Consider the following 19,722-nt stretch of genomic DNA (forward strand, 5'->3'; position numbering starts at 1 on the left):
ATATAACACTTATTATTTATACTTAAAGCACTATATAAAGCACTTCCCCATTTACCTGCTCCAATTACAGCAATACTCATTATCCAAGCTTTGATTTTAAGATTTCATTAACTTTTGATGGATTAAAAGCGCCTTTGCCTTCTTTCATAACCTGTCCAACAAAAAAACCAAATAATTTATCTTTTCCACTTTTATATTCTTGAACTTTATCTTCATTAGCATTTAAAATTTGATCAATTACTTTTTCAATAACTCCATCATCACTAACTTGTTTAAGTCCTAGTTTTTCTATACTTTCATCAATTTGCATTTTAGGATTTTCAAAAATAAAAGCTAAAATATCTTTAGCTGCTTTTGCACTAATAACACCTTCTTCTATTTTTGCAATAAGCTCGCCAAGTTTTTTTGCATTTACTGGAGAATTTTCTATGGTATAATCACCTTTTAAAAGTCCCATAAGTTCAGTATTAAGCCAAGTAACACAAAGTTTTGGATTTAATTTATAAGAAAGAAGCTCCTCAAAAAAATGACTAAGTTCCAAAGAAGAAATTAAAATCTCAGCATCACTTTCTTTAATTCCAAATTCATTAATATAACGTATTTTTTTCTCATCAGGTAATTCTGGAATTTTAACATCTAAAAATTCATCTTTTAAAACAACTGGTAATAAATCAGGATCTGGAAAATAACGATATTCTGCTGCTACTTCTTTATTTCTCATACTTTTTGTGATTAAATTTGTTGTGTCAAACAATCTTGTTTCTTGTACTACTTCTTTTTCATATACCCCATCTTCCCAAGCTATACTTTGACGCTTAATTTCATATTCTATAGCCTTTTGTATAAAACGGAAAGAATTAAGATTTTTAATTTCTACTCTAGTATAAAGTTTAGTGTCGCCTTTTGGACGTATGCTTACATTAGCATCACAACGAAAACTTCCCTCTTGCATATTAGCATCAGAAATATCTAAAAATCTTATAATAGAATGAAGTTTTTTAAGATAAGCTACTGCCTCATCACTGCTTCTTAATTCAGGCTCACTAACAATTTCTAAAAGAGGTATTCCCGCACGATTTAAGTCTATTTTAGAAAAAGAACTCTCATGAATATTTTTTCCTGCATCTTCTTCTAAATGTGCTCTTGTGATACCTATGCGTTTATTTTCTCCATTAATATTAATAAAAATTTCTCCATTTTCAACTATAGGAATATCAAATTGAGAAATTTGATAACCTTTGGGCAAATCAGGATAAAAATAATTTTTTCTATTAAAAATACTTTTTTTATTAATCGTAGCATTAACAGCTTTTCCAAAAGAAATAGCTTTTTTAACCGCCTCTTCGTTTAAAGTAGGCAATGCTCCAGGTAAAGCTAAACATGTGGGGCAAACATTAGTATTCGGTTCTTCTCCAAAAGAAGTGGCACAAGAACAAAAAATTTTAGTCTTAGTATTTAATTGAGCATGAACTTCGAGTCCTATAACTACCTCAAACATTTATTTTCCTTAAAAATTTTATAATAAGATTTTATCATTTTTTATTTCAAAAAGACTTTAAAAGAATAAAATATAAAAATTAATTATTTTTAATTTTTTGCTTTAATTCGTAATTTTTTATTAAAAGATCAAATATAAGATAAAATAAAATTCCTAATATAATAATTTTCCAAACAAAATTATTTGAAAATAAAAAAAGCACTCCAAAAAGAATAAAACCTAAAGAAGCACCCTTTAAAAAATCAAACAAATAAATCAATGACCTTCCTCGATTATCGTAGCACCAGCTAAATAAACATAAGTTAAAATCATAAAAATAAAAGTTTGCAAAAATGCCATAAAAGTTAAAAGCACATAGGCTGGAAGAGGAGCAATATAAGGAACCAAAGCTAAAATAACTGCCAAAAATAAATCATCACCCTTAACATTACCAAATAAACGAAATGATAAAGAAATTACACGAGAAAGATGGGAGATAATTTCTATAGGAAACATTAAAGGGGCCAGAATTTTAATAGGACCCATAAAATGAGAAAAATATTTTATAAAACCTTGAGTTTTTATGCCTTCAAAATGATAATATACAAAAACAATCAAGGCTAAAGAAAGAGTTAAATTTAAACTTGCCGTTGGAGCTTCAAAACCTGGAATTACTCCTATAATATTACTTAAAAAAATAATTATCCCTAAAGTAGCAACTAAAGGAAGATATTTTCTTGCAGCTTTTTCATCTCCTAAAGTATCTTTGCCCATAGTCAGAACACCTTCTAAATAAGCTTCAACTAAATTTTGCATTCCTCTTGGAACAAGTTGCATAGAAGAAGTAGCTAATTTTGTAATAACTATTGCAATAACAATAACTATGCCTAGATGGAAAAAATAAGCAAAAGTATGGCTTGAATCAAAAAAAGAGCTAAATAAAAATAAATCTTTCATATTTTCCTCAAATAATATTTTAATGGATTATCTTATCTAAAACTTACTTATATTTTAATGAAATTACATCCATTCTAAAACTTGAGAAAGCTCTTTGGTAACAAAATATTTTAAACCTATATCTTCTAAAGGTTTAGAAGGGATAATAGCATTTTTAAATTTTTGCATTTTAGCTTCTTTTAATCTAACATCGAGATGAAATACATCTCGAATTTCCCCATTTAAACTAAGTTCTCCTATAAAAACACTATCTTTGCTTAAAGGACGATTTTTAAAACTTGAAATTATAGCAGCAACCACAGCCAAATCTGCAGCTGTTTCATTGATTTTCACACCACCACTTACATTAATGAAAACATCATAATGTCCTAGAGGAATTTCTAATTTTCTCTCTAATAAAGCTAAAAGCATGTCTAAACGATTTCTCTCATAGCCTGTTGCACTTCTTTTAGGATAAGAACTTTCGCAAACAAGGGCTTGAATTTCTAAAACCAACGCTCTACTTCCCTCCATCACAACACCTAAAGCACTTCCTGAAGTAGCCTTGCCTCTAGTAAAAAAACGATTGGCTAAATTTTTAGCACTGATTAGACCCTTAGGACTCATTTCAAAAATCCCTACTTCGCTAATATTGCCAAAACGATTTTTAAAACCTCTTAGTAATCTTATTTCTTTTGTAGTATCACCCTCAAAATAGAGCACTACATCAACCATATGTTCAAGCACTCTAGGACCAGCAATTGCCCCATCTTTAGTAATATGACCTATAATAAAAATACTTATATTGTAAGCTTTGCTTAAACGCATAAGTTCAAAAGTAATTTCTCTTACTTGAGTAATACTTCCTGCGGCTGAAGAAATTTTATCAGAATATAAAGTTTGAATAGAATCTATAATTAAGATAGAATAATCTTTTTTACGCAATTCCTCTATGATATTTTCTAAACATAATTCTGTAAGTAAAAATAAATTTAATCCATTGGCATCAAGTCTATTGGCGCGTAATTTAATTTGTGATTTACTCTCTTCTGCACTTACATAAAGCACTTTTTTTCCATTATTTGCTAAATTAGAGGCAATTTTAAGCAAAAGAGTTGATTTTCCAACACCAGGACTACCACCAATTAAAACTAAAGAACCCTCAACCAAACCTCCGCCTAAAACAAGATCAAGTTCATCATCTTGCGTGCTAATTCTGCTAAATTTTTCTATTTCTACCTCATCAATACATATAGCTTCACTTGCTTTAGAATTTATATGTTCTAATTCTTTTAAAATCTTAATTTGCTCAGCTTTAAGCTCTATAAAACTATCCCAAGAACCACATTCTGGACATTTACCAAGCCATTTTCTTTGTTGATTTCCACAAGATTGACACTCAAATAAAATTTTACTTTTAGCCATTTTAAAACCTAAAAAAATTTTTAATATTATAATATTTTGAAGTTAAAAAAGACTTTTTAAATTTCTTAATAAAAGTGTTTGTTTTAAAGGAGCGATATTCTTTTTTATTCCTTTTTTTACAAGTTTAATGTTGGCAATTAAAACTTGAATTAAAAAAATATGATCCTTAATCCATGTTAAATTCTTATCTAGCCATTCTTGTTCATTTTTAGGATTTAAAACATAAATCCTTGCTAAATTAAATTCAAATTGCATTAAAAAAGGTCGTATAAATTCATAAAGTACCGATTTAGTATAATCATCTATCCTTAACTTAAAACAATCAATTTTTTTAATAGCTTCTTGGATAATCATTTTGTCAATAAAATCTTTATTTAGTATTCTTTTGCTATCTTGTTCGAGATTTTTTAAACACTCATTTAATTCTTTTAAAAATTCATCACAATCTAGATAAAGTTTATAAATATTTTTATCTATATCTAATAAAAGTCTATTTTGCTTATCTATATCTAATTTTTTTAATTGTTTAAATTTTTTATCATCATCATTTAATAAGCTAACGCAACATTCTAAAAAAGGTTTTTCTATAGCCCCTTCTATCCTTGCTCCACCTTCTGTGGCATTATAAAAATTACAATTTTTTATATTTTTATGTATAAAATTTTCTATAGAAAGCCTAAAAGCATTCCACATACAATGAGTTTTAACCTCTCCTTTTCCTCCATAAGCTAAAGTATTTTCTTGTTTTATATTGCTTTCATAATTTGATCCATACATATAATCTTTAGAATGGGAAGTCCCATCTTGAGAATAAGCTAAATCTTGGCCTATAAAAATAATATTTTTATGCTCTAAAGTGTAAGCAAGTTTTAAAGCATTTAAGGCAACCGTGGATCCTGAAGGAAAATTACCAAAATCTTCAAGTATACATTGTTTAGTAAATAAAGAAGGATAAGGGATTAAAATATAATTTCTTTTAGAGCTTTCAAGATATTTTATAGCTTTTGGATGTACTAAAGCTAACAATACAAAAATAATATCCTTATCAATACTTTCATAAGAATTCTTAAAAAGCTCTGCAGTCTTTTCTGTTCTTTCAGACATTAAAATATAATCAGGTTTTATATCATATTTTGCAAGAATTGAATAAGCACTATCAGCACAAAATATGGTAGCTTTGTTTTGATATTCTTTAAGTAAAGGAAGTTGTTTATCTAAAGAAGGTCCAGTAGAAACAATAATGGCTGTTTTTGATTTTTCTTTACGAATTTCATATAAAAAACTAAGCGAAGGGTTTAAAATCATTTTAGGACTATTAAAAATAAATTGAGTAAAACCTTGCAAAGTATCTTCAATATCATTGCCTTGATAAAGTATTGTTGATTTAATAATTTGAGAAATTCTTTGATTAAGTTTTATAATATCATTCTGAAAACTTTCATAATAAGCACTATGCAAATGCAAAGAATAAACTCTTAAAAAATTAAAAAAAGGTGGGGTGGTAAAAATATTTTCTAAATCTTTTGTCAAAATATCACTTCGCAAAACAATAAGCTTGTTATTTTTTAACTCTTCGCTAAAATCAATCAGATGAAAAATTTCATAAAGCAAAGAAATATCATCCTCAAATACAACAATATGTTTTAAATGGATATTTTTAAGCAAAACTTTATATAAAATACCATTTCCAAAACCATAAAAATAAAGAACAGGATAAAATAAATACTTTGTTTGAAAAAGTTTTAATTTTTCTTCTAATTCTTTTTTTGCATCTTGATAAATTTGTAATTTGTTACAAGTATTGATTAGATTTAGAGAAAGTAGATCCCCCCCCCCGTTGCTAAAATTCTAAAATTATGCAAAATATTATTATTTAGTTTTTCATAAAGAGAAATGTTTTTTAAAGAAGATATATTTTTAAAAAAAAGATCTTTTTGTTCTTTACTATACATTGTTTTAATCATAAATAGGATCTAAAAGCGTATCAAGATATTTATCAATATCAAATTCATATAAATCTTGCATACTTTCTCCTACACCAATATATAATATAGGAAGTTCAAGCTCTCTTGCTATACTAAATAATCCTCCACCTTTAGCTGTGCCATCTAGTTTTGTTATAATAACTCCATCAAGCTTCACAAATTCGTTAAATGCTTTTGCTTGCAAAATACCAGCATTTCCTTGAGTCCCATCTAAAACTAAAATTTTCCTATGTGGAGCTCCATCATATGCTTTATTACAAATACGTATAATCTTTTCAAGCTCTAATGCTAAATTTTTTTGATTTTGAAGCCTTCCTGCTGTATCAATAATCACTTGATCAAAATCTTTAGCTCTAGCTTTAGAAATAGTATCAAAAGCAACAGCTGAAGGATCGTGTCCTTGAGAGCTTGCCACAATCTCAATATCCAATTTTTGTGCCCAAAGTTTAAGTTGTTCTATAGCTCCAGCTCTGAAAGTATCACAAGCTCCTAAAATAGTTTTTTTATTTTGCTGTTTATATAAATATGCCAATTTTGCAATACTTGTTGTTTTTCCTGCACCATTAACACCTAAAACAAGTTCAACAAAAGGTTTATGATGAGGTAATTCTTTTTGATCGTATAAAAAATATGTTTTCATTACACGTTTTAAATCTTCTTTTCTAACTTCATCAGAAGGAGGTAGATAATAAATGATTTCCTCTACTATTTCATAACTTACATCTGCTTCTAATAAAATTTCCTCTAAAAGATCCTTGGTAATTTTTTTATGTCCTGATTTAATTTGAACGATATTTTCAAGAGTCTTTTTTAATCCTTTTTTTAAAAAATCAAACATTAATCTATAGCCTTTTGTATATCAATTTCTAACATTTCTGCAGGAATCAAGCCTAAATATTGTCTTATAAGATTGTTATCTTTATCAAACAAAAATAAAGTTGGCATTCCATTAATACCTCCTAAACTCTTAGCTAAAAGATAGTTGCTATCCCCCATAGCAATATCAAATTTTATTTTATTCTTATGTATAAAAGTTTCTACGCTTTGCTTATCTTGCTCTTCAAGTAAAACACCTACAATTTGCAAATTTTGTTTGTATTTTTCCTCAAATCTATTAAGATCTACAATTTGGGCAATACAAGGCTGACACCAAGTTGTAAAAAATATAAACAAACTAATTTTATCGCCATTATTAAAGATAATTTTATCATCTTGAGTTTTAACTGATAATAAATTTCCATTGATCATTTTTAGATTAAAAGAATTTACTTTACTTTCAGACTTATTTGATGATATATTTTTTTGTGCTGATTCTTGTTCGCCTTCTTTTTTTGAATTTTTATCACAAGCTGTAAAAAATAAAGAAAAAATTAAAAAAAGAAAAAAAAATTTTTTAAAAACCATTCAATTTTTCCTTGTTAAATTAAAAATAAAAGATAAAATTATAACATAAATTAATATCTCAAGGTAAGTTTTATGTTGAAAAATAATTTTAGAGAAAAATCAAAAAAACTTTTAAAAGAACACATAAAATTTAAATTTAAAAGAGATTTTCAAGTCTTTAAAGAATGTTTAAAAATAATTAAAAAAAATAAAGCAAAAAAAATTTTGCTCTTTATCCCTTTAAAATATGAACCCAATTTATTCAAATTTAGGAGATTATTGAGTAAAAATTGCGAACTTTTTGTCCCATTTATGCAAGATAAAAGCTTGAAAATAGTAAAATTGAGACTACCTTTAAAAAAGAAAAAATATGAAGTTTTTGAACCAAATGATTCCTTTTTTAAAGTAAAAAAAATTGATCTAGCTATCATTCCTGTTATAGCTGTGGATAAAAATTTAAAAAGAATTGGTCATGGAAAAGGTTTTTATGATAGATTTTTTTATGATTTAAACTATAAACCTTTAACTATTTTTGTTCAAAGTGTTAATATGTTTAATAATAAAAACATTACTGATTTCTATGATATACAAGGAGATTTTTATATAAATCCTTATAAAAAATACTATAGGAAAGAAATAATAAATGATAACAATAATTGCAGTTTTTACAACCTTAATAGGACTTGGATTAGGATATTTAGTTGCTAAAAAAATTAATGAAGCCAAACACGAAATTTTTATCGAACAAGCAAAGGCAAAAGCAAAAGCTATTGAATATGAAGCTGAACTTATACTAAAAGATGCTAAAAATTCTATACTTAATGCTGAATTAGAAATTAAGAAAAAATATGATGATAAAGCTCATAAATTACAACAAGAACTACAATGCAAATTTGAAGAAATTCATAAAAAAGAACAACAAATTAAAATCGAAATGGAAAAAATAAAAAAGGACGAAGAAGAATTGAATAAAAATCAAAAAATCATAGAAGATCTTCATTGTGATAATTTAAAATTAAAAAATCAATACCAAAATAAAATTGATGAAGTAATCAATATTTTAGAACACTCATCAGGTCTTACAAAAGATGAGGCTAAAAAAATTATTCTAGAAAAAGTTGAAGAAAAATCTCGCAATGAAATAGCTCATATAGTAAGAAAATATGAAGAAGAAGCTAAAAATGAGGCTAAAAGAAAAGCAAACTATATCATAGCTCAAGCCACTTCACGTTTTGCTGGAGAATTTGCTGCAGAGAGGCTTATTAATGTAGTAAATATTAAAAATGATGAACTCAAAGGACGCATCATAGGCAAAGAAGGACGCAATGTTAAAAGTTTAGAAATGGTTTTAGGGGTTGATATTATTATAGATGATACACCAGGTGCTATTATAATTAGCTGTTTTAATCTTTATCGCCGTGCCATTGCTACAAAAGTAATAGAACTTTTAGTTGAAGATGGGAGAATTCAGCCTGCACGTATTGAAGAAATCTATGAAAAAGTTTGTAAAGAATTTGAAAATTCCATTTTAGAAGAAGGACAAATTATAGCCATGGATTTAGGCCTTGATAAACTACATCCTGAAATTTTAAAACTTATTGGAAAATTAAAATATCGTGCTAGTTATGGTCAAAATGCATTAGCCCATTCTTTAGAAGTTGCACATCTTGCAGGAATTATCGCAGCTGAATGTGGCGGGGATGAAAAACTAGCCAAACGTGCTGGAATTTTACACGATATAGGAAAAGCACTCACACACGACTTTGAAGGTTCTCACGTTGATTTAGGAGCTGAACTTTGCAAACGCTATAAAGAGCATCCTGTTGTAATTAATGCCATTTATGCACACCACGGTCACGAAGAAGCTACAAGTATAGAAGCAGCAGCAGTTTGTACTGCTGATACTTTAAGTGCTGCAAGACCTGGCGCAAGAAGAGAAGTCCTAGAAGCTTTTCTAAAAAGAGTAAACGAACTTGAAGAAATAGCCAAAAATAAAGAAGGGATTAAAAATGCTTATGCGATTAATGCAGGAAGAGAAATTAGAGTAATAGCCAATGCAAAGCTAATCAATGATGATCAAGCTGTACTTTTAGCCAAAGAAATTGCTAATGAAATTGAAGATAAGCTTCAATACCCTGGCGAGGTTAAGGTTAATGTAATACGCGAATTAAGAGCAATTGAATATGCAAGGTAAGATTTTATGCAAGATATGATTGATACTTTACTTCGTTATGGTTATATTGTTTTATTCTTTTATTCTTTAGGTGGAGGGATGGTTGGAATTCTTGCTGCTGGAGTTTTGTGTTCTCAAGGCAAACTTGATTTATATTTGTGCATAAGTATTGCTTTTATTGGCAATACACTAGGCTCTACTTTGCTTTTTATTTTAGGAAAATATTACAAAAAAGATATTTTGCCTTATTTTAAAAATCATAAACGAAAACTGGCTTTAGCGATGATTAAAGTAAAACAATATGGGATATTTTTACTTTTTATACAAAAATATATTTATGGGATCAAAACCTTCATTCCTATAGCAGCAGGTATAGCTAAATATGGTTTTCTTAAATTTCTCATAATCAATACAATTTCAAGTTTTATTTGGGCATTATTGCTTGGATATTTAGCTTATATTTTTGGACAAAGCATTACTTTTATTTTTAATAATCTTAGCAATTATCCTTATTTGGCACCTTTATTTTTGCTTTGTTTAGTTGGAGTAATTTGGCTTTATCTTCATAATTTTTCCAAAAAATAATGCTTTTTTATAATTCTTTATTACAAAAAAATAAAGAATTATTTATCATATTTTTAATTTTTCTTAGTATTTTTTTATTTAATATTTTATTAGAATATAAAAATTATTTAAATTTTAAAGAAAATAAACATCCTTTAATTCAAGCTACTATTATTCAAATTTATCAAAAAAAGAATATAAAAAATAAAAATTATTTTGTCTTAAAATTAAAAAATAAAAATTTTACATTTTATACAACAAGTTTTAAAGATTTAAATCTCAGTAAAAATGAAAATATAGAACTTAGAATAATTACAACAAATTTAAATTTTAAAGATTATTTATCAAAGAATTTTTATGCGCCAAGTTATGGTATTCAAAGTTTAGGATTTAGCAAAAATCTAAAAATTATTGATTATTTTTTAAATCAACATAAAGATGAAAAAATTAAAGAATTTTATGGAGCTTTATTTTTTGCTTTGCCTATATCATTGGAACTTAGAACAGATATTAATTATTATGGAGTAGCACATTTAATAGCAATTAGTGGTTATCATATGGGACTTATATTTTCTTTTTTATTTTTTATCTTAAGTCCTATTTATAGCTTTTTTCAAAAAAAATATTTTCCCTATAGAAATTTAAAACTTGATTTAAGTATAATAATTTTTATTTTTTTAATCATTTATGCTTATTTAATAGGTTTAATTCCCTCTTATATACGCTCCTTAATTATGCTTTTATGGGGATTTTATTTAATTAGTAAGAATATCAAACTTATTAATTTTATAAATTTATTTCTTAGTATATGTATTTGTATAGCTTTGTTTCCTAGATTTTTATTTAGTGTTGGATTTTTATTTTCTATTCTTGGAGTTTTTTATATTTTTTTGTATTTGCATCATTTTTCAAAATATTTTAAACCTTTTATGAATGTTTTATTGCTTAATATATGGACATTTTTTGCTATGATTTTACCAGTAATGTATTTTTTTCCGCTTCTTACTTATCAACAAATTTTGGCTATTTTTATTAGTATTATTTTTATCATTTTCTACCCTTTAGTTTTATTTTTACATTTTATTAATGAAGGAGGATTGCTAGATCATTATTTAATATCATTTTTTAATTTTAAGCTTTATGCAATTAATTTTCAAATTCCTTTTTTAATTTTTTTGGCTTATATTTTACTTTCTTTACTTAGCATACGTTTTAAATTATTGGCGCTTCTTTGTATTTTTCTTAATCTTTTGCCCTTCATTTTCATTTAAGTTGTAACAAATTTTTATTCCAAAAAGATAAACAATCCAAGAAATATAAATCCAAATAAAGAAAAACAAAATAGCAGAAAAAGATCCATAAACACTTTGATAAGTTTTGCTATAAATAATATAATAAACAAATAAATTTTTAATAACATACCAAATCATAGAAGTTAAAAAAGAAACAATACTTATAATTTTAGTTTTTATACTATGCAAAGAACTTGAAAAAGCGATAAAAAATAAAGCCCAAATAATAATAAAAGGTAAAAATTCAAAAAAATTAAATCCTATTTTCCATTTATCTAAAAGTTCTTGTATATAACCTGATATATAAAAACTAAAACCTAAGCCCAAAGGTATTAAAGTAAGCAAAGTCCAATATGAGCTTATACTTTGCCAAAGATTTTTTGGCTCATTTTTAGTGATACGATTAATCACAAAATCATAACCAGAAAAAAAAGCCAAAGAAGTAAAAATCATTGCTATAAAACCAAATATACCCAAATTAACACTATTTTTTAAAAAAGTATCCAAATAAGAAAAAACAATATCTTGTTGAGCAGGAATTAAAAAAGCAAAAATAACTTGTTTAGCCTTTTCATAATAGGTATTAAAACTAGAAATTCGAGTAAAAACCGAAAAACAAATAAATAAAATAGGTATTAAAGATAAAATTGTATAGAAACTTAAAGCTGCTGAATAATTTAATACTTCCTTATCTCTAAGTGCAAATAAAATTTTTAAAATTCTACTAAACATTTTTAAATTCCCATTTTAAAAGGATTTAATATATTATTTGGATCAAAAGCCTTTTTAATATTTCTCATTAAATTTATCTCAGCTTCATTAAAAGCAAGTTGCATAAAAGGTGCTTTAGAAATTCCAATGCCATGCTCCCCACTTAATGTTCCGCCTAGTTCTATGGTAAGTTTAAAAATTTCTTCTATAGCCTTATGACCCTGCTCGATTTGAGTTAAGTCATTTTTTTCAAGCATTACATTAACGTGTACATTTCCATCTCCAATATGACCAAAACAAGGAATTTTAAAATTATATTTTAAAGCAAGTTTTTCAATTCCTTCTAAAAGTTCAGCAAGTTTTGATCTAGGCACTGTTATATCCTCATTAAGTTTTAAATTTCCGTAAATTGTAATAGCTTGAGAACAATTTCTTCTTGCAAACCAAATATCACAAGCTTCTTTTTCATCTTTTGCTATTTGAAAATCTTTTGCTCCCATTTGTAAAAAAAAATCTTTCATTTGATTAAGATTTTTATTTAAATTTTCTTCTTCATTGTTATCCATTTCTATAATCAAAGCTGCATTGGCAATTAAATAATTAAGTTTAAATTTTTGCTTTAATGCCTCTATGGTTAAAAAATCTAAAAATTCCATACAAACAGGATTAAAACCTTCTGATAAAGCTTTGCATACAGAATCAATAGCTTGTTTTATATCATCAAAAAGTGCAATAGCTGTTTTTTTAAATTTAGGCAAAGGAAGCAATTTTAAAGTAAGTTCGCTTAATACCGCCAAAGTTCCTTCGCTTGCAATTAAAATTCCGGCTATATTATACCCTGCTACATCTTTGATTGTTCTTTTTCCTGCTCTTATAATTTCACCATTTGGCAAAACTGCTCTTAATGCCATTACATAATCTTTTGTTATACCATATTTAACAGCTCTCATTCCTCCAGCATTTTCACTTGCATTGCCCCCTAAAGAACAAAAATGCATACTAGCAGGATCAGGGGGATAAAAAAGATTGTATTTTTGCGCTTCTTTTTGTAAATTAAAATTAATAACCCCAGGCTCTACTACAGCAACTAAATTTTCAAGATCAATTTCTAAAATTTTATTCATATGTTTTTCAAAAGATAAAATAATTCCTCCATTAATTGCCAAAGCTCCACCACTAAAACCAGTTCCAGCGCCTCTTGGAACTACAATAATACGATTTTCATTACAAAATTTTAAAATTTTAGCAATATCATTTTCATCTCTTGGAAAAAGCACTCCATCAGGTAAATAATGCTTTTTTGTTGCATCATAACTATAAGCTCTTTGATGCAAAATATCAAAACAAGCATTATCATTTCCTAAAAGCTCTTTAAAATATTGTTTAAACTCTTTTTTCATTAATTTTTATAAATCCCTAATAAAGCTTTATAATATCTATAAAAATTTGTTATATCTTGTTCAGAAGTAAAAAAACCTAAAAATTTATTTTGATAACTCCCTACTCTTGAATAAAAAGGTGTTTGTATTTTTGTAGCTTTTTGTATGGATCTTTCATATAAAATGCTAAAATCTTGACAATCTACAAAAATAGCTTTTTGCTCAAGAGCAAAAATTACAATTCCTACAGCATTATTGGAGCAAAATTTTCTAAAATCAGATCTTTTAGGACTGCTTATAGAATCTCTAATTAACTGAGCTCCAAAAATATCTATATGAGTAAAATAAATTTGAGGAAAACTTTGTTCAATTTCATTGTAAATTGTTTCATTAGGCGCTATAATTAAAGCTCTATTATAAAGAAAATTTAAAATAACCTCATCATTGACTTCTGGTAAAATATTTGGCAAAGGAAGAGCTTTTTGCTCTAAAGAATCAAAAACTTTAAATTCTAATTTAGCCAAACCATTTTCCTTTGATATAACACTTGCTCTAGCAACTATACTTTTAGAATCTGCAAAATTATGCATTATGATACCTGAAGAATGGAGCGAAATTTCAGGACTATCCTTAATATATCCATAAACTCCATCAACTTTTATTAGATTTGTTTTTACAGAATTTAAATTCAAATCTGCATAAAGATTAGCAAAAAATAACATCATTATAATAATTCTTAACAAACTCATACTCCTTTAATACATTCATAATCATTTTTCATTAAGTAATTGTAAGAAAAATAAAGTAAAATATAGCTTTTAATTTTATAATATTGTTTAATTTTTAAGGTTTTTAATGAAAAAAATTTTATTTTTGTTTTTGGCTATTATTCAAGCTTTTGCTGCTGTAAGCATGGAAGAATTAACTTGGGAAAATGGCGATACCTTGCTTAAATTTCTACAAAGAAATTCAATTCCTATGTCTTTATATTATAATCTAGACAAAGAAGATCAAGAATTAGCTTCAGAAATTGCCTATAAAACAAAATATCAAATTTTAAAAGATGACAATAATAATATCGAACAAGTTTTAATCCCAATTAGCGATGATTTGCAAATTCATATTTATAAAGATTCCAATAAACAATATGTTTTAACTTTTACCCCGATATTTTACAATAAAGAAAATAGAATTTTACGCTTAAATGTGAAAACATCTGCTTATCAAGATGTATACGAAGAAAGCAAAAGCTCAACTTTGGCAAGAGCTATGGTAAGAGCCTTTAGAGGAAGTATTAATTTTCGAAACATCCAAAAAGGTGATGAAATTATTTTATATTATGAACAAAAAAGAAGAATGGGAAAACTTTTTGGTGATATTACAATTAAAATGGCTCGTGTAGAAGTAAATAAAAACTCTCAAGAAATATTTTATTTTAATGAAAATTATTATGATAAAAAAGGTAAAGAAATTGACTCTTTTTTATTGGATAAGCCTGTTAATTACTTAAGAATTTCATCAAAATTTAGCACAGCAAGATATCATCCTGTATTAAAAAGATATCGCGCACATTTAGGAGTTGATTATGCAGCACCCACAGGAACCCCTGTTAAAAGTGCTGGAAATGGAGTAATTACCTTTGTTGGAACGCAAAATGGCTACGGTAATGTTGTTAAAGTACAACATTCATCTGGATATACAACACTATATGCCCATCTTAGTCGCTTTGCAAAGATTAAAAAAGGACAAAAAGTTAAACAAGGACAGGTTATTGCTTATGTAGGTTCAACTGGTATGAGCACAGGTCCTCATTTGCACTTTGGAGTTTATTTAAACAATAAAGCTATTAATCCAGAATCTATTATAAAAATTGCTAAAACTCAACTTAATAAAAAAGATTTAGATGAATTTAAAAAAGTGGTAAGTGAGTATGAAAAAAAGATGAATCTATTTATTCAGGATAGCAAAGAAAATCCTCCAAAAGAAGAAGATTTTGAAAACTATATTGAACTTGATTCAATATAGTTTTTGACTAATTTTTAAACCAAGAAGTAATTTTTTCAAAAAATCCTTTTTGCTCGTGATGCATACCATCTTTTATTCCAAAACTTTCTCCTAATTGCTCTAAAAGTTTTCTTTGTTCATCATTAAGCGTTTTTGGAAAAGTTATTGCAATTTGAACAATTTGAGATCCAAATTCATCAGAATGAATATTTTTCACCCCTTCATTTTGTAAAATAAATCTTTGCTTATCTTTAGCACCTATTGGAAGTTTTAATATAGCTTCCCCTCTTATAGTAGGAACTTTAATGCTTTCTCCTAAAATAGCCTGAGTGAAAAAAACTGGGTATTCTATATAAATATCTTCTCCATCACGGATAAAAGTATCATCTTCTTCTGCAATTATTTTTACAAGCAAATCTCCTCTTAAACCATTTTTGACAATATTGCCTTTATTAGCAACTTTTAAAGTTACACCCGTATCTACACCTTCTGGGATATTGATCTCTACCTTGTCTTTTATTTCTTCATAACCCAAACCTTTGCAATCAGGACAACGCTCACTCGCTCTTTCTCCACCTCCTTTACAATCAGGACAAGTTTGAGCAAAAGTAATAAAACCTTGTTGAATTCCAATTTGACCTTTTCCTTTGCATTTAGGACAAGTTTGAGTTTTACCATCTTTAGCTCCACTTCCATCACATTTTTTACAAAAATTTTTATACGTAAAATCTAAAGTTTTTTTACATCCAAAAACTGCTTCTTTGAAATTTAATTGAAGATTAATAGTTAATTGAGAACTAAATTTTTCACTGTTTGCTCTTTTTTTACTTGAACGTGTAAAGCCTCCTCCAAAAAAACTTGAAAAAATATCGCTTAAATCTTCAAAATCAGCAAATCCTCCATTAAAGCCCGAAGAAGCCCCTCCAAGACCTGCTTTTCCATAGCGATCATATATTGCTCTTTTTTCGTCATTGCTTAAAACTTCATAAGCTTCATTGATTAATTTAAATTTATTTTCAGCTTCTTTATCCCCTTGATTTCTATCAGGATGATATTTTAAAGCTAATTTTCTATAAGCTTTTTTAATCGTATCTTTATTAGCACTTTGTTCTATTTCTAAAATTTCATAATAATTAATTTCCATTATATCTCCGCATTATTTGTTAAAATTTTTAAAAATAAAAAAGTAATTTACCAAGTTTTTAATATAATTTAAATAAAATTACATTAAAAATTAAGGAAAAGCAATGATTAATGTTTTAATGATAGAAGATGATCCTGATTTTGCACAATTGTTGTCTGAATATTTAGCTCAGTTTAATATAAAAATTACTAATTTTGAAAATCCACGTTTGGCTTTAGAAGCTGGGATTCAAAATTATGATTGCTTGATTTTAGATTTAACTTTACCTCAAATTGATGGTTTAGAAATTTGTAAAGAAATAAGACAAAAAAGTCATATTCCTATTATCATATCTTCAGCAAGAGGAGATTTAAGCGATAAAGTTGTAGGACTTCAAATTGGAGCTGATGATTATTTGCCAAAACCTTATGATCCAAAGGAGATGTATGCAAGAATTATCAGTCTTATCCGTCGTGCTAAAAGAATTGATAAGCAAAGTTCTACAGAAAATTTAAACTCTGCCTTTAAAATTGATGAAAAAAAGCACGAAATTACTTATAACAATCAAGTTTTAACTCTAACTCCTGCAGAATATGAAATTTTAGAATATCTTATCCAGCAAAATGGATACTCAATATCAAGGGAACAACTTGTTAGTCGTTGTAAAAATTTAAAAGATAAAGATTCTAAAAGTTTAGATGTGATTATAGGAAGATTAAGAGTCAAAATAGGAGATAGTTCAAAATCACCTAAACATATTTTTTCAGTTAGAGGAATAGGATATAAACTTATAGGATGATTAAAAATTACTCCATTAATACAAAATTAATTATTTTGTTTATTGTAACTTTCTTTTTAGTATGTGTTCTTTTTATTTTTCTTTTAAAAGTTGAAGGTAATATTTATAACAAAGAAGAAAGTTTCAAACAAGAAAATTTAATTAAAAGTTTATTGAGCAATTATAAAAATGAAGTTGATACCGATTTAAAAAAATATTTAATCAATAGTGGTTTTAATATGATTAAAAATAATCAACTTGCAAAACTCATTCGTAAAGAAGGAAAAGTTGCTTTTATGCAAGATGGAGATTATTGTAATCTTTATTCTTTGTTTTACAACAATAATCTTTATTTAGATATGCAATGTAAAAATTCATCTAATGCTTTATTTGAACAAAGTGTAAACAATAGAGTATATAATCTTTTATTGGCAGGATTTTTCTTTTTTTCTTTTTTAGTTATTTTTATGTATCTTTCTGTTTTAAAATCTTTAGAACCATTAAAAAAACTTCGTATGCAAATTGCAGAAGTTAGTAACGGAAAAAAACCTAAATTTGAAAACTATCAAGATGATGAAGTAGGAAAAATTGCTTTTGAATTTGAAAAAGCTTTTAAAAAAAATCAAGAGCTTATAGAATCAAGACAACTTTTTTTAAGAACTATTATGCACGAACTTAAAACTCCTATAGGCAAGGGAAGAATTATTACTGAAATGATTAAAGATTTTAAACAAAAAGATCGTTTAAATGATATTTTTATAAGACTTGACCTTTTAATTAACGAATTTGCAAAAATGGAAAGTTTATTTTCCAAAAATTATAATCTTAATATCACGCAAAATCAATTTAGCGTGATATTAAATGAAGCTAAAATTTATCTAATGCGCGATGATTTGGATAGAGTTATTAATATAAAATTATATTCAGATCCTTTTTTAAATGTTGATCTTGAAATTTTCTCTTTAATACTAAAAAATATGCTTGATAATGCACTTAAATATTCCGATGATGGAACTTGTAAATTAGAATGCTATAAAGATTCTTTTGTAATTAAAAATCCTGGAAAAAAATTAAGTCAGCCTATTGAATACTATTTTAAAGCTTTTTCAAGAGAAAAATATGAAAAAGTTGGAGGAATGGGACTTGGTCTTTATATAGTTTATGAAGTTTGCAAGCTTCATAATTTTGAATTAATCTACAATTATGAAAAAGGGAAACACTGCTTTATGGTATTTTTTGGAGAAAAAACAAAAAATGGCAATTAAAGGCATAGAAAAATTTAACAATCTTGTAGAAAGTTTTGCATCACTTCCTACAATAGGAAAAAAAACTGCAATTCGCCTAGCTTATTATATTTGCACAAGTAATCATTTAGAAGGTATGAAACTTGCACATAATATAGAAAATGCTTTACGCTTTATTAAACCTTGTGCACAATGTGGCGCTTTAAGCGAAAATGAACTTTGTGATATTTGTATTGATGAAAATCGTCAAAAAGATTTAATCTGTATTATACAAAGTCCTAAAGATGTCTTAATCATCGAAGAAAGCAATAGTTATAATGGATTTTATTTTGTTTTAGAAAACTTAGAAGAAGAAACCATTCAAAAACTTATTTCTATGATAAAAAAAAATAATACCAAAGAGCTTATTTTTGCTTTCACTCATAGCATAAATTCAGATACTATGATTTTTTTTATAGAAGAAAAACTAAAAAATCTAAATTTAAAATTTAGCAAAATAGCACAAGGTATCCCAAGTGGTGTAAATTTAGAAAATGTAGACTTTATTTCACTGCATCGTGCTATCAATTTTAGAACAAATATAGAAAATTAAATATTTTTAATTTTTTGTGCAATTTTTTTATTACAAATAAGGCTAAGCTCATTAAAATCTGCCTTATAAATATTTTCAAAATTTCCAAAATAATGAAGTAATTTTTGTATATTTGCCTCACTTAAACCTAAATTAAGAAGTTTTGAGCTTTCTAAATCTTGTTTTCTTTTAATTCTTTGATGAAAACTTATAGCAAAACGATGTGCTTCATCTCTTAATTTTTGCAAAAATTGCAACTTTTTATCATCAATGCTTAAAGAAAATTCTCCTTTTATAGAATGAATTTTATCTTTTGCTCCGCCTTTTGCTCTATGAGATTTAAAATCAATTTTTTCTTTTGAAATAGCTAGAATATCAATATTTACTCCACTACTTTCAACTATAGCTTTTGCTAAATCAAGCAAAGTTTTTCCTCCATCAATCAACCATAAATCAGGTGGTGGATTTTTATCAAAATCTTTTGCTCTTCTTGTTAATACTTCTTTCATTTGTTCATAATCATTTTTATAATGAAGATGAAATCTTTTATATTTTTGCTTATCCCATCCATCTTGCTTATAACAAACCATAGCTCCTACTATAGCTGAACCTTGCAAATGAGAATTATCAAATACTTCTATACAATTTGGGAAATTCTCGAGCTCAAAATATATTTT

At 26.6% G+C, this 19,722-nt stretch carries 20 protein-coding genes and 1 pseudogene; 8 read left to right on the forward strand and 13 right to left on the reverse strand.

All coding sequences use genetic code 11. From position 1 onward, the window contains the following. Positions 1 to 79: 79 nt before the first annotated feature. The 8 genes from gatB to JG677_RS03440 all read right to left on the reverse strand — a co-directional run bounded on the left by gatB (position 80) and on the right by JG677_RS03440 (position 7,227). Positions 80 to 1,498 (reverse strand): Asp-tRNA(Asn)/Glu-tRNA(Gln) amidotransferase subunit GatB, encoded by a 1,419-nt coding sequence (gene gatB / locus JG677_RS03405; protein WP_200285184.1) that lies wholly within the window; start codon positions 1,496 to 1,498, stop codon positions 80 to 82. Between the two features lie 79 nt (positions 1,499 to 1,577). Continuing rightward, entirely contained in the window at positions 1,578 to 1,757 is a 180-nt protein-coding gene (locus tag JG677_RS03410) for a hypothetical protein (RefSeq protein WP_200285186.1), read from the reverse strand. Beyond that, the gene (locus JG677_RS03415; protein ID WP_200285188.1) at positions 1,754 to 2,434 is read right to left on the reverse strand and encodes a F0F1 ATP synthase subunit A; all 681 of its coding nucleotides are present in this window, start codon (positions 2,432 to 2,434) and stop codon (positions 1,754 to 1,756) included. The genes JG677_RS03410 and JG677_RS03415 overlap by 4 nt, the downstream gene beginning before the upstream one ends. 63 nt (positions 2,435 to 2,497) lie before the next feature. Then, complete coding sequence (gene radA, locus JG677_RS03420; RefSeq protein ID WP_200169521.1) at positions 2,498 to 3,838, reverse strand: DNA repair protein RadA; 1,341 nt, start codon at positions 3,836 to 3,838, stop codon at positions 2,498 to 2,500. A gap of 42 nt (positions 3,839 to 3,880) precedes the next feature. Next, positions 3,881 to 5,644 (reverse strand): motility associated factor glycosyltransferase family protein, encoded by a 1,764-nt coding sequence (locus tag JG677_RS03425; protein WP_442778888.1) that lies wholly within the window; start codon positions 5,642 to 5,644, stop codon positions 3,881 to 3,883. Positions 5,645 to 5,649: 5 nt separating this feature from the next. Then, positions 5,650 to 5,802 (reverse strand): hypothetical protein, encoded by a 153-nt coding sequence (locus JG677_RS03430; RefSeq protein WP_200169523.1) that lies wholly within the window; start codon positions 5,800 to 5,802, stop codon positions 5,650 to 5,652. Then, positions 5,795 to 6,661: a signal recognition particle-docking protein FtsY gene (gene ftsY / locus JG677_RS03435; protein ID WP_200169524.1), complete on the reverse strand. Its 867-nt coding sequence runs from the start codon at positions 6,659 to 6,661 to the stop codon at positions 5,795 to 5,797. The genes JG677_RS03430 and ftsY overlap by 8 nt, the downstream gene beginning before the upstream one ends. Next, a complete protein-coding gene (locus JG677_RS03440) occupies positions 6,661 to 7,227 on the reverse strand; it encodes a TlpA family protein disulfide reductase (RefSeq protein WP_200169525.1) in 567 nt (188 codons plus the stop codon). The genes ftsY and JG677_RS03440 overlap by 1 nt, the downstream gene beginning before the upstream one ends. 72 nt (positions 7,228 to 7,299) lie before the next feature. On the opposite strand from JG677_RS03440, the gene JG677_RS03445 reads away from it, so the two are divergent. From JG677_RS03445 to JG677_RS03460, 4 genes are read left to right on the forward strand one after another with little or no spacing between them, the layout of a single operon-like run. After that, a complete protein-coding gene (locus tag JG677_RS03445; protein WP_200169526.1) occupies positions 7,300 to 7,914 on the forward strand; it encodes a 5-formyltetrahydrofolate cyclo-ligase in 615 nt (204 codons plus the stop codon). Further along, positions 7,850 to 9,400 carry a ribonuclease Y gene (rny, locus tag JG677_RS03450; RefSeq protein ID WP_200169527.1) on the forward strand — a complete coding sequence of 517 codons (1,551 nt, stop codon included), beginning with the start codon at positions 7,850 to 7,852 and terminating at the stop codon, positions 9,398 to 9,400. The genes JG677_RS03445 and rny overlap by 65 nt, the downstream gene beginning before the upstream one ends. A 6-nt stretch (positions 9,401 to 9,406) precedes the next feature. Next, complete coding sequence (locus JG677_RS03455; protein WP_200285192.1) at positions 9,407 to 9,964, forward strand: DedA family protein; 558 nt, start codon at positions 9,407 to 9,409, stop codon at positions 9,962 to 9,964. Continuing rightward, on the forward strand, positions 9,964 to 11,214 hold the full coding sequence (locus JG677_RS03460; protein WP_200169529.1) for a ComEC/Rec2 family competence protein: 1,251 nt from the start codon (positions 9,964 to 9,966) through the stop codon (positions 11,212 to 11,214). The genes JG677_RS03455 and JG677_RS03460 overlap by 1 nt, the downstream gene beginning before the upstream one ends. On the opposite strand, the gene JG677_RS03465 is transcribed toward JG677_RS03460, so the two are convergent. The 3 genes from JG677_RS03465 to JG677_RS03475 are packed head-to-tail and all read right to left on the reverse strand — an operon-like array spanning position 11,161 to position 14,047. Further along, complete coding sequence (locus tag JG677_RS03465; RefSeq protein WP_200169530.1) at positions 11,161 to 11,967, reverse strand: YihY/virulence factor BrkB family protein; 807 nt, start codon at positions 11,965 to 11,967, stop codon at positions 11,161 to 11,163. The two genes, JG677_RS03460 and JG677_RS03465, sit on opposite strands and share 54 nt — an antisense overlap. 2 nt (positions 11,968 to 11,969) lie before the next feature. Further along, positions 11,970 to 13,346 (reverse strand): FAD-linked oxidase C-terminal domain-containing protein, encoded by a 1,377-nt coding sequence (locus JG677_RS03470; RefSeq protein ID WP_200285194.1) that lies wholly within the window; start codon positions 13,344 to 13,346, stop codon positions 11,970 to 11,972. After that, on the reverse strand, positions 13,346 to 14,047 hold the full coding sequence (locus tag JG677_RS03475; protein ID WP_200169552.1) for a plasminogen-binding N-terminal domain-containing protein: 702 nt from the start codon (positions 14,045 to 14,047) through the stop codon (positions 13,346 to 13,348). The genes JG677_RS03470 and JG677_RS03475 overlap by 1 nt, the downstream gene beginning before the upstream one ends. A gap of 133 nt (positions 14,048 to 14,180) precedes the next feature. Here JG677_RS03475 and JG677_RS03480 point away from each other — a divergent pair, with 133 nt between their 5' ends. Further along, positions 14,181 to 15,350, forward strand: coding sequence for a M23 family metallopeptidase (locus tag JG677_RS03480; RefSeq protein WP_200285195.1), 1,170 nt, complete (start codon positions 14,181 to 14,183; stop codon positions 15,348 to 15,350). A gap of 7 nt (positions 15,351 to 15,357) precedes the next feature. Here the strand turns inward: JG677_RS03480 and dnaJ are convergent, their stop codons facing one another. After that, positions 15,358 to 16,473 carry a molecular chaperone DnaJ gene (dnaJ, locus tag JG677_RS03485; protein WP_200285196.1) on the reverse strand — a complete coding sequence of 372 codons (1,116 nt, stop codon included), beginning with the start codon at positions 16,471 to 16,473 and terminating at the stop codon, positions 15,358 to 15,360. 103 nt (positions 16,474 to 16,576) lie between these two features. Here dnaJ and JG677_RS03490 point away from each other — a divergent pair, with 103 nt between their 5' ends. The 3 genes from JG677_RS03490 to recR are packed head-to-tail and all read left to right on the forward strand — an operon-like array spanning position 16,577 to position 19,066. After that, complete coding sequence (locus JG677_RS03490) at positions 16,577 to 17,251, forward strand: response regulator transcription factor (RefSeq protein WP_200169534.1); 675 nt, start codon at positions 16,577 to 16,579, stop codon at positions 17,249 to 17,251. Then, the gene (locus JG677_RS03495) at positions 17,248 to 18,495 is read left to right on the forward strand and encodes an ArsS family sensor histidine kinase (RefSeq protein WP_200169535.1); all 1,248 of its coding nucleotides are present in this window, start codon (positions 17,248 to 17,250) and stop codon (positions 18,493 to 18,495) included. Before JG677_RS03490 ends, JG677_RS03495 begins: the two co-directional genes overlap by 4 nt. After that, positions 18,485 to 19,066, forward strand: a complete 582-nt coding sequence (recR, locus tag JG677_RS03500; protein ID WP_200169553.1) for a recombination mediator RecR — start codon at positions 18,485 to 18,487, stop codon at positions 19,064 to 19,066. The genes JG677_RS03495 and recR overlap by 11 nt, the downstream gene beginning before the upstream one ends. On the opposite strand, the pseudogene JG677_RS03505 reads toward recR, so the two are convergent. Then, a pseudogene (locus JG677_RS03505) lies at positions 19,063 to 19,722 on the reverse strand (excinuclease ABC subunit UvrC); the annotation flags it as partial. The gene recR and the pseudogene JG677_RS03505 overlap by 4 nt on opposite strands.

This window comes from Campylobacter sp. TTU-622, assembly GCF_016598965.1.
In the GTDB taxonomy this organism is placed as follows: domain Bacteria; phylum Campylobacterota; class Campylobacteria; order Campylobacterales; family Campylobacteraceae; genus Campylobacter_D.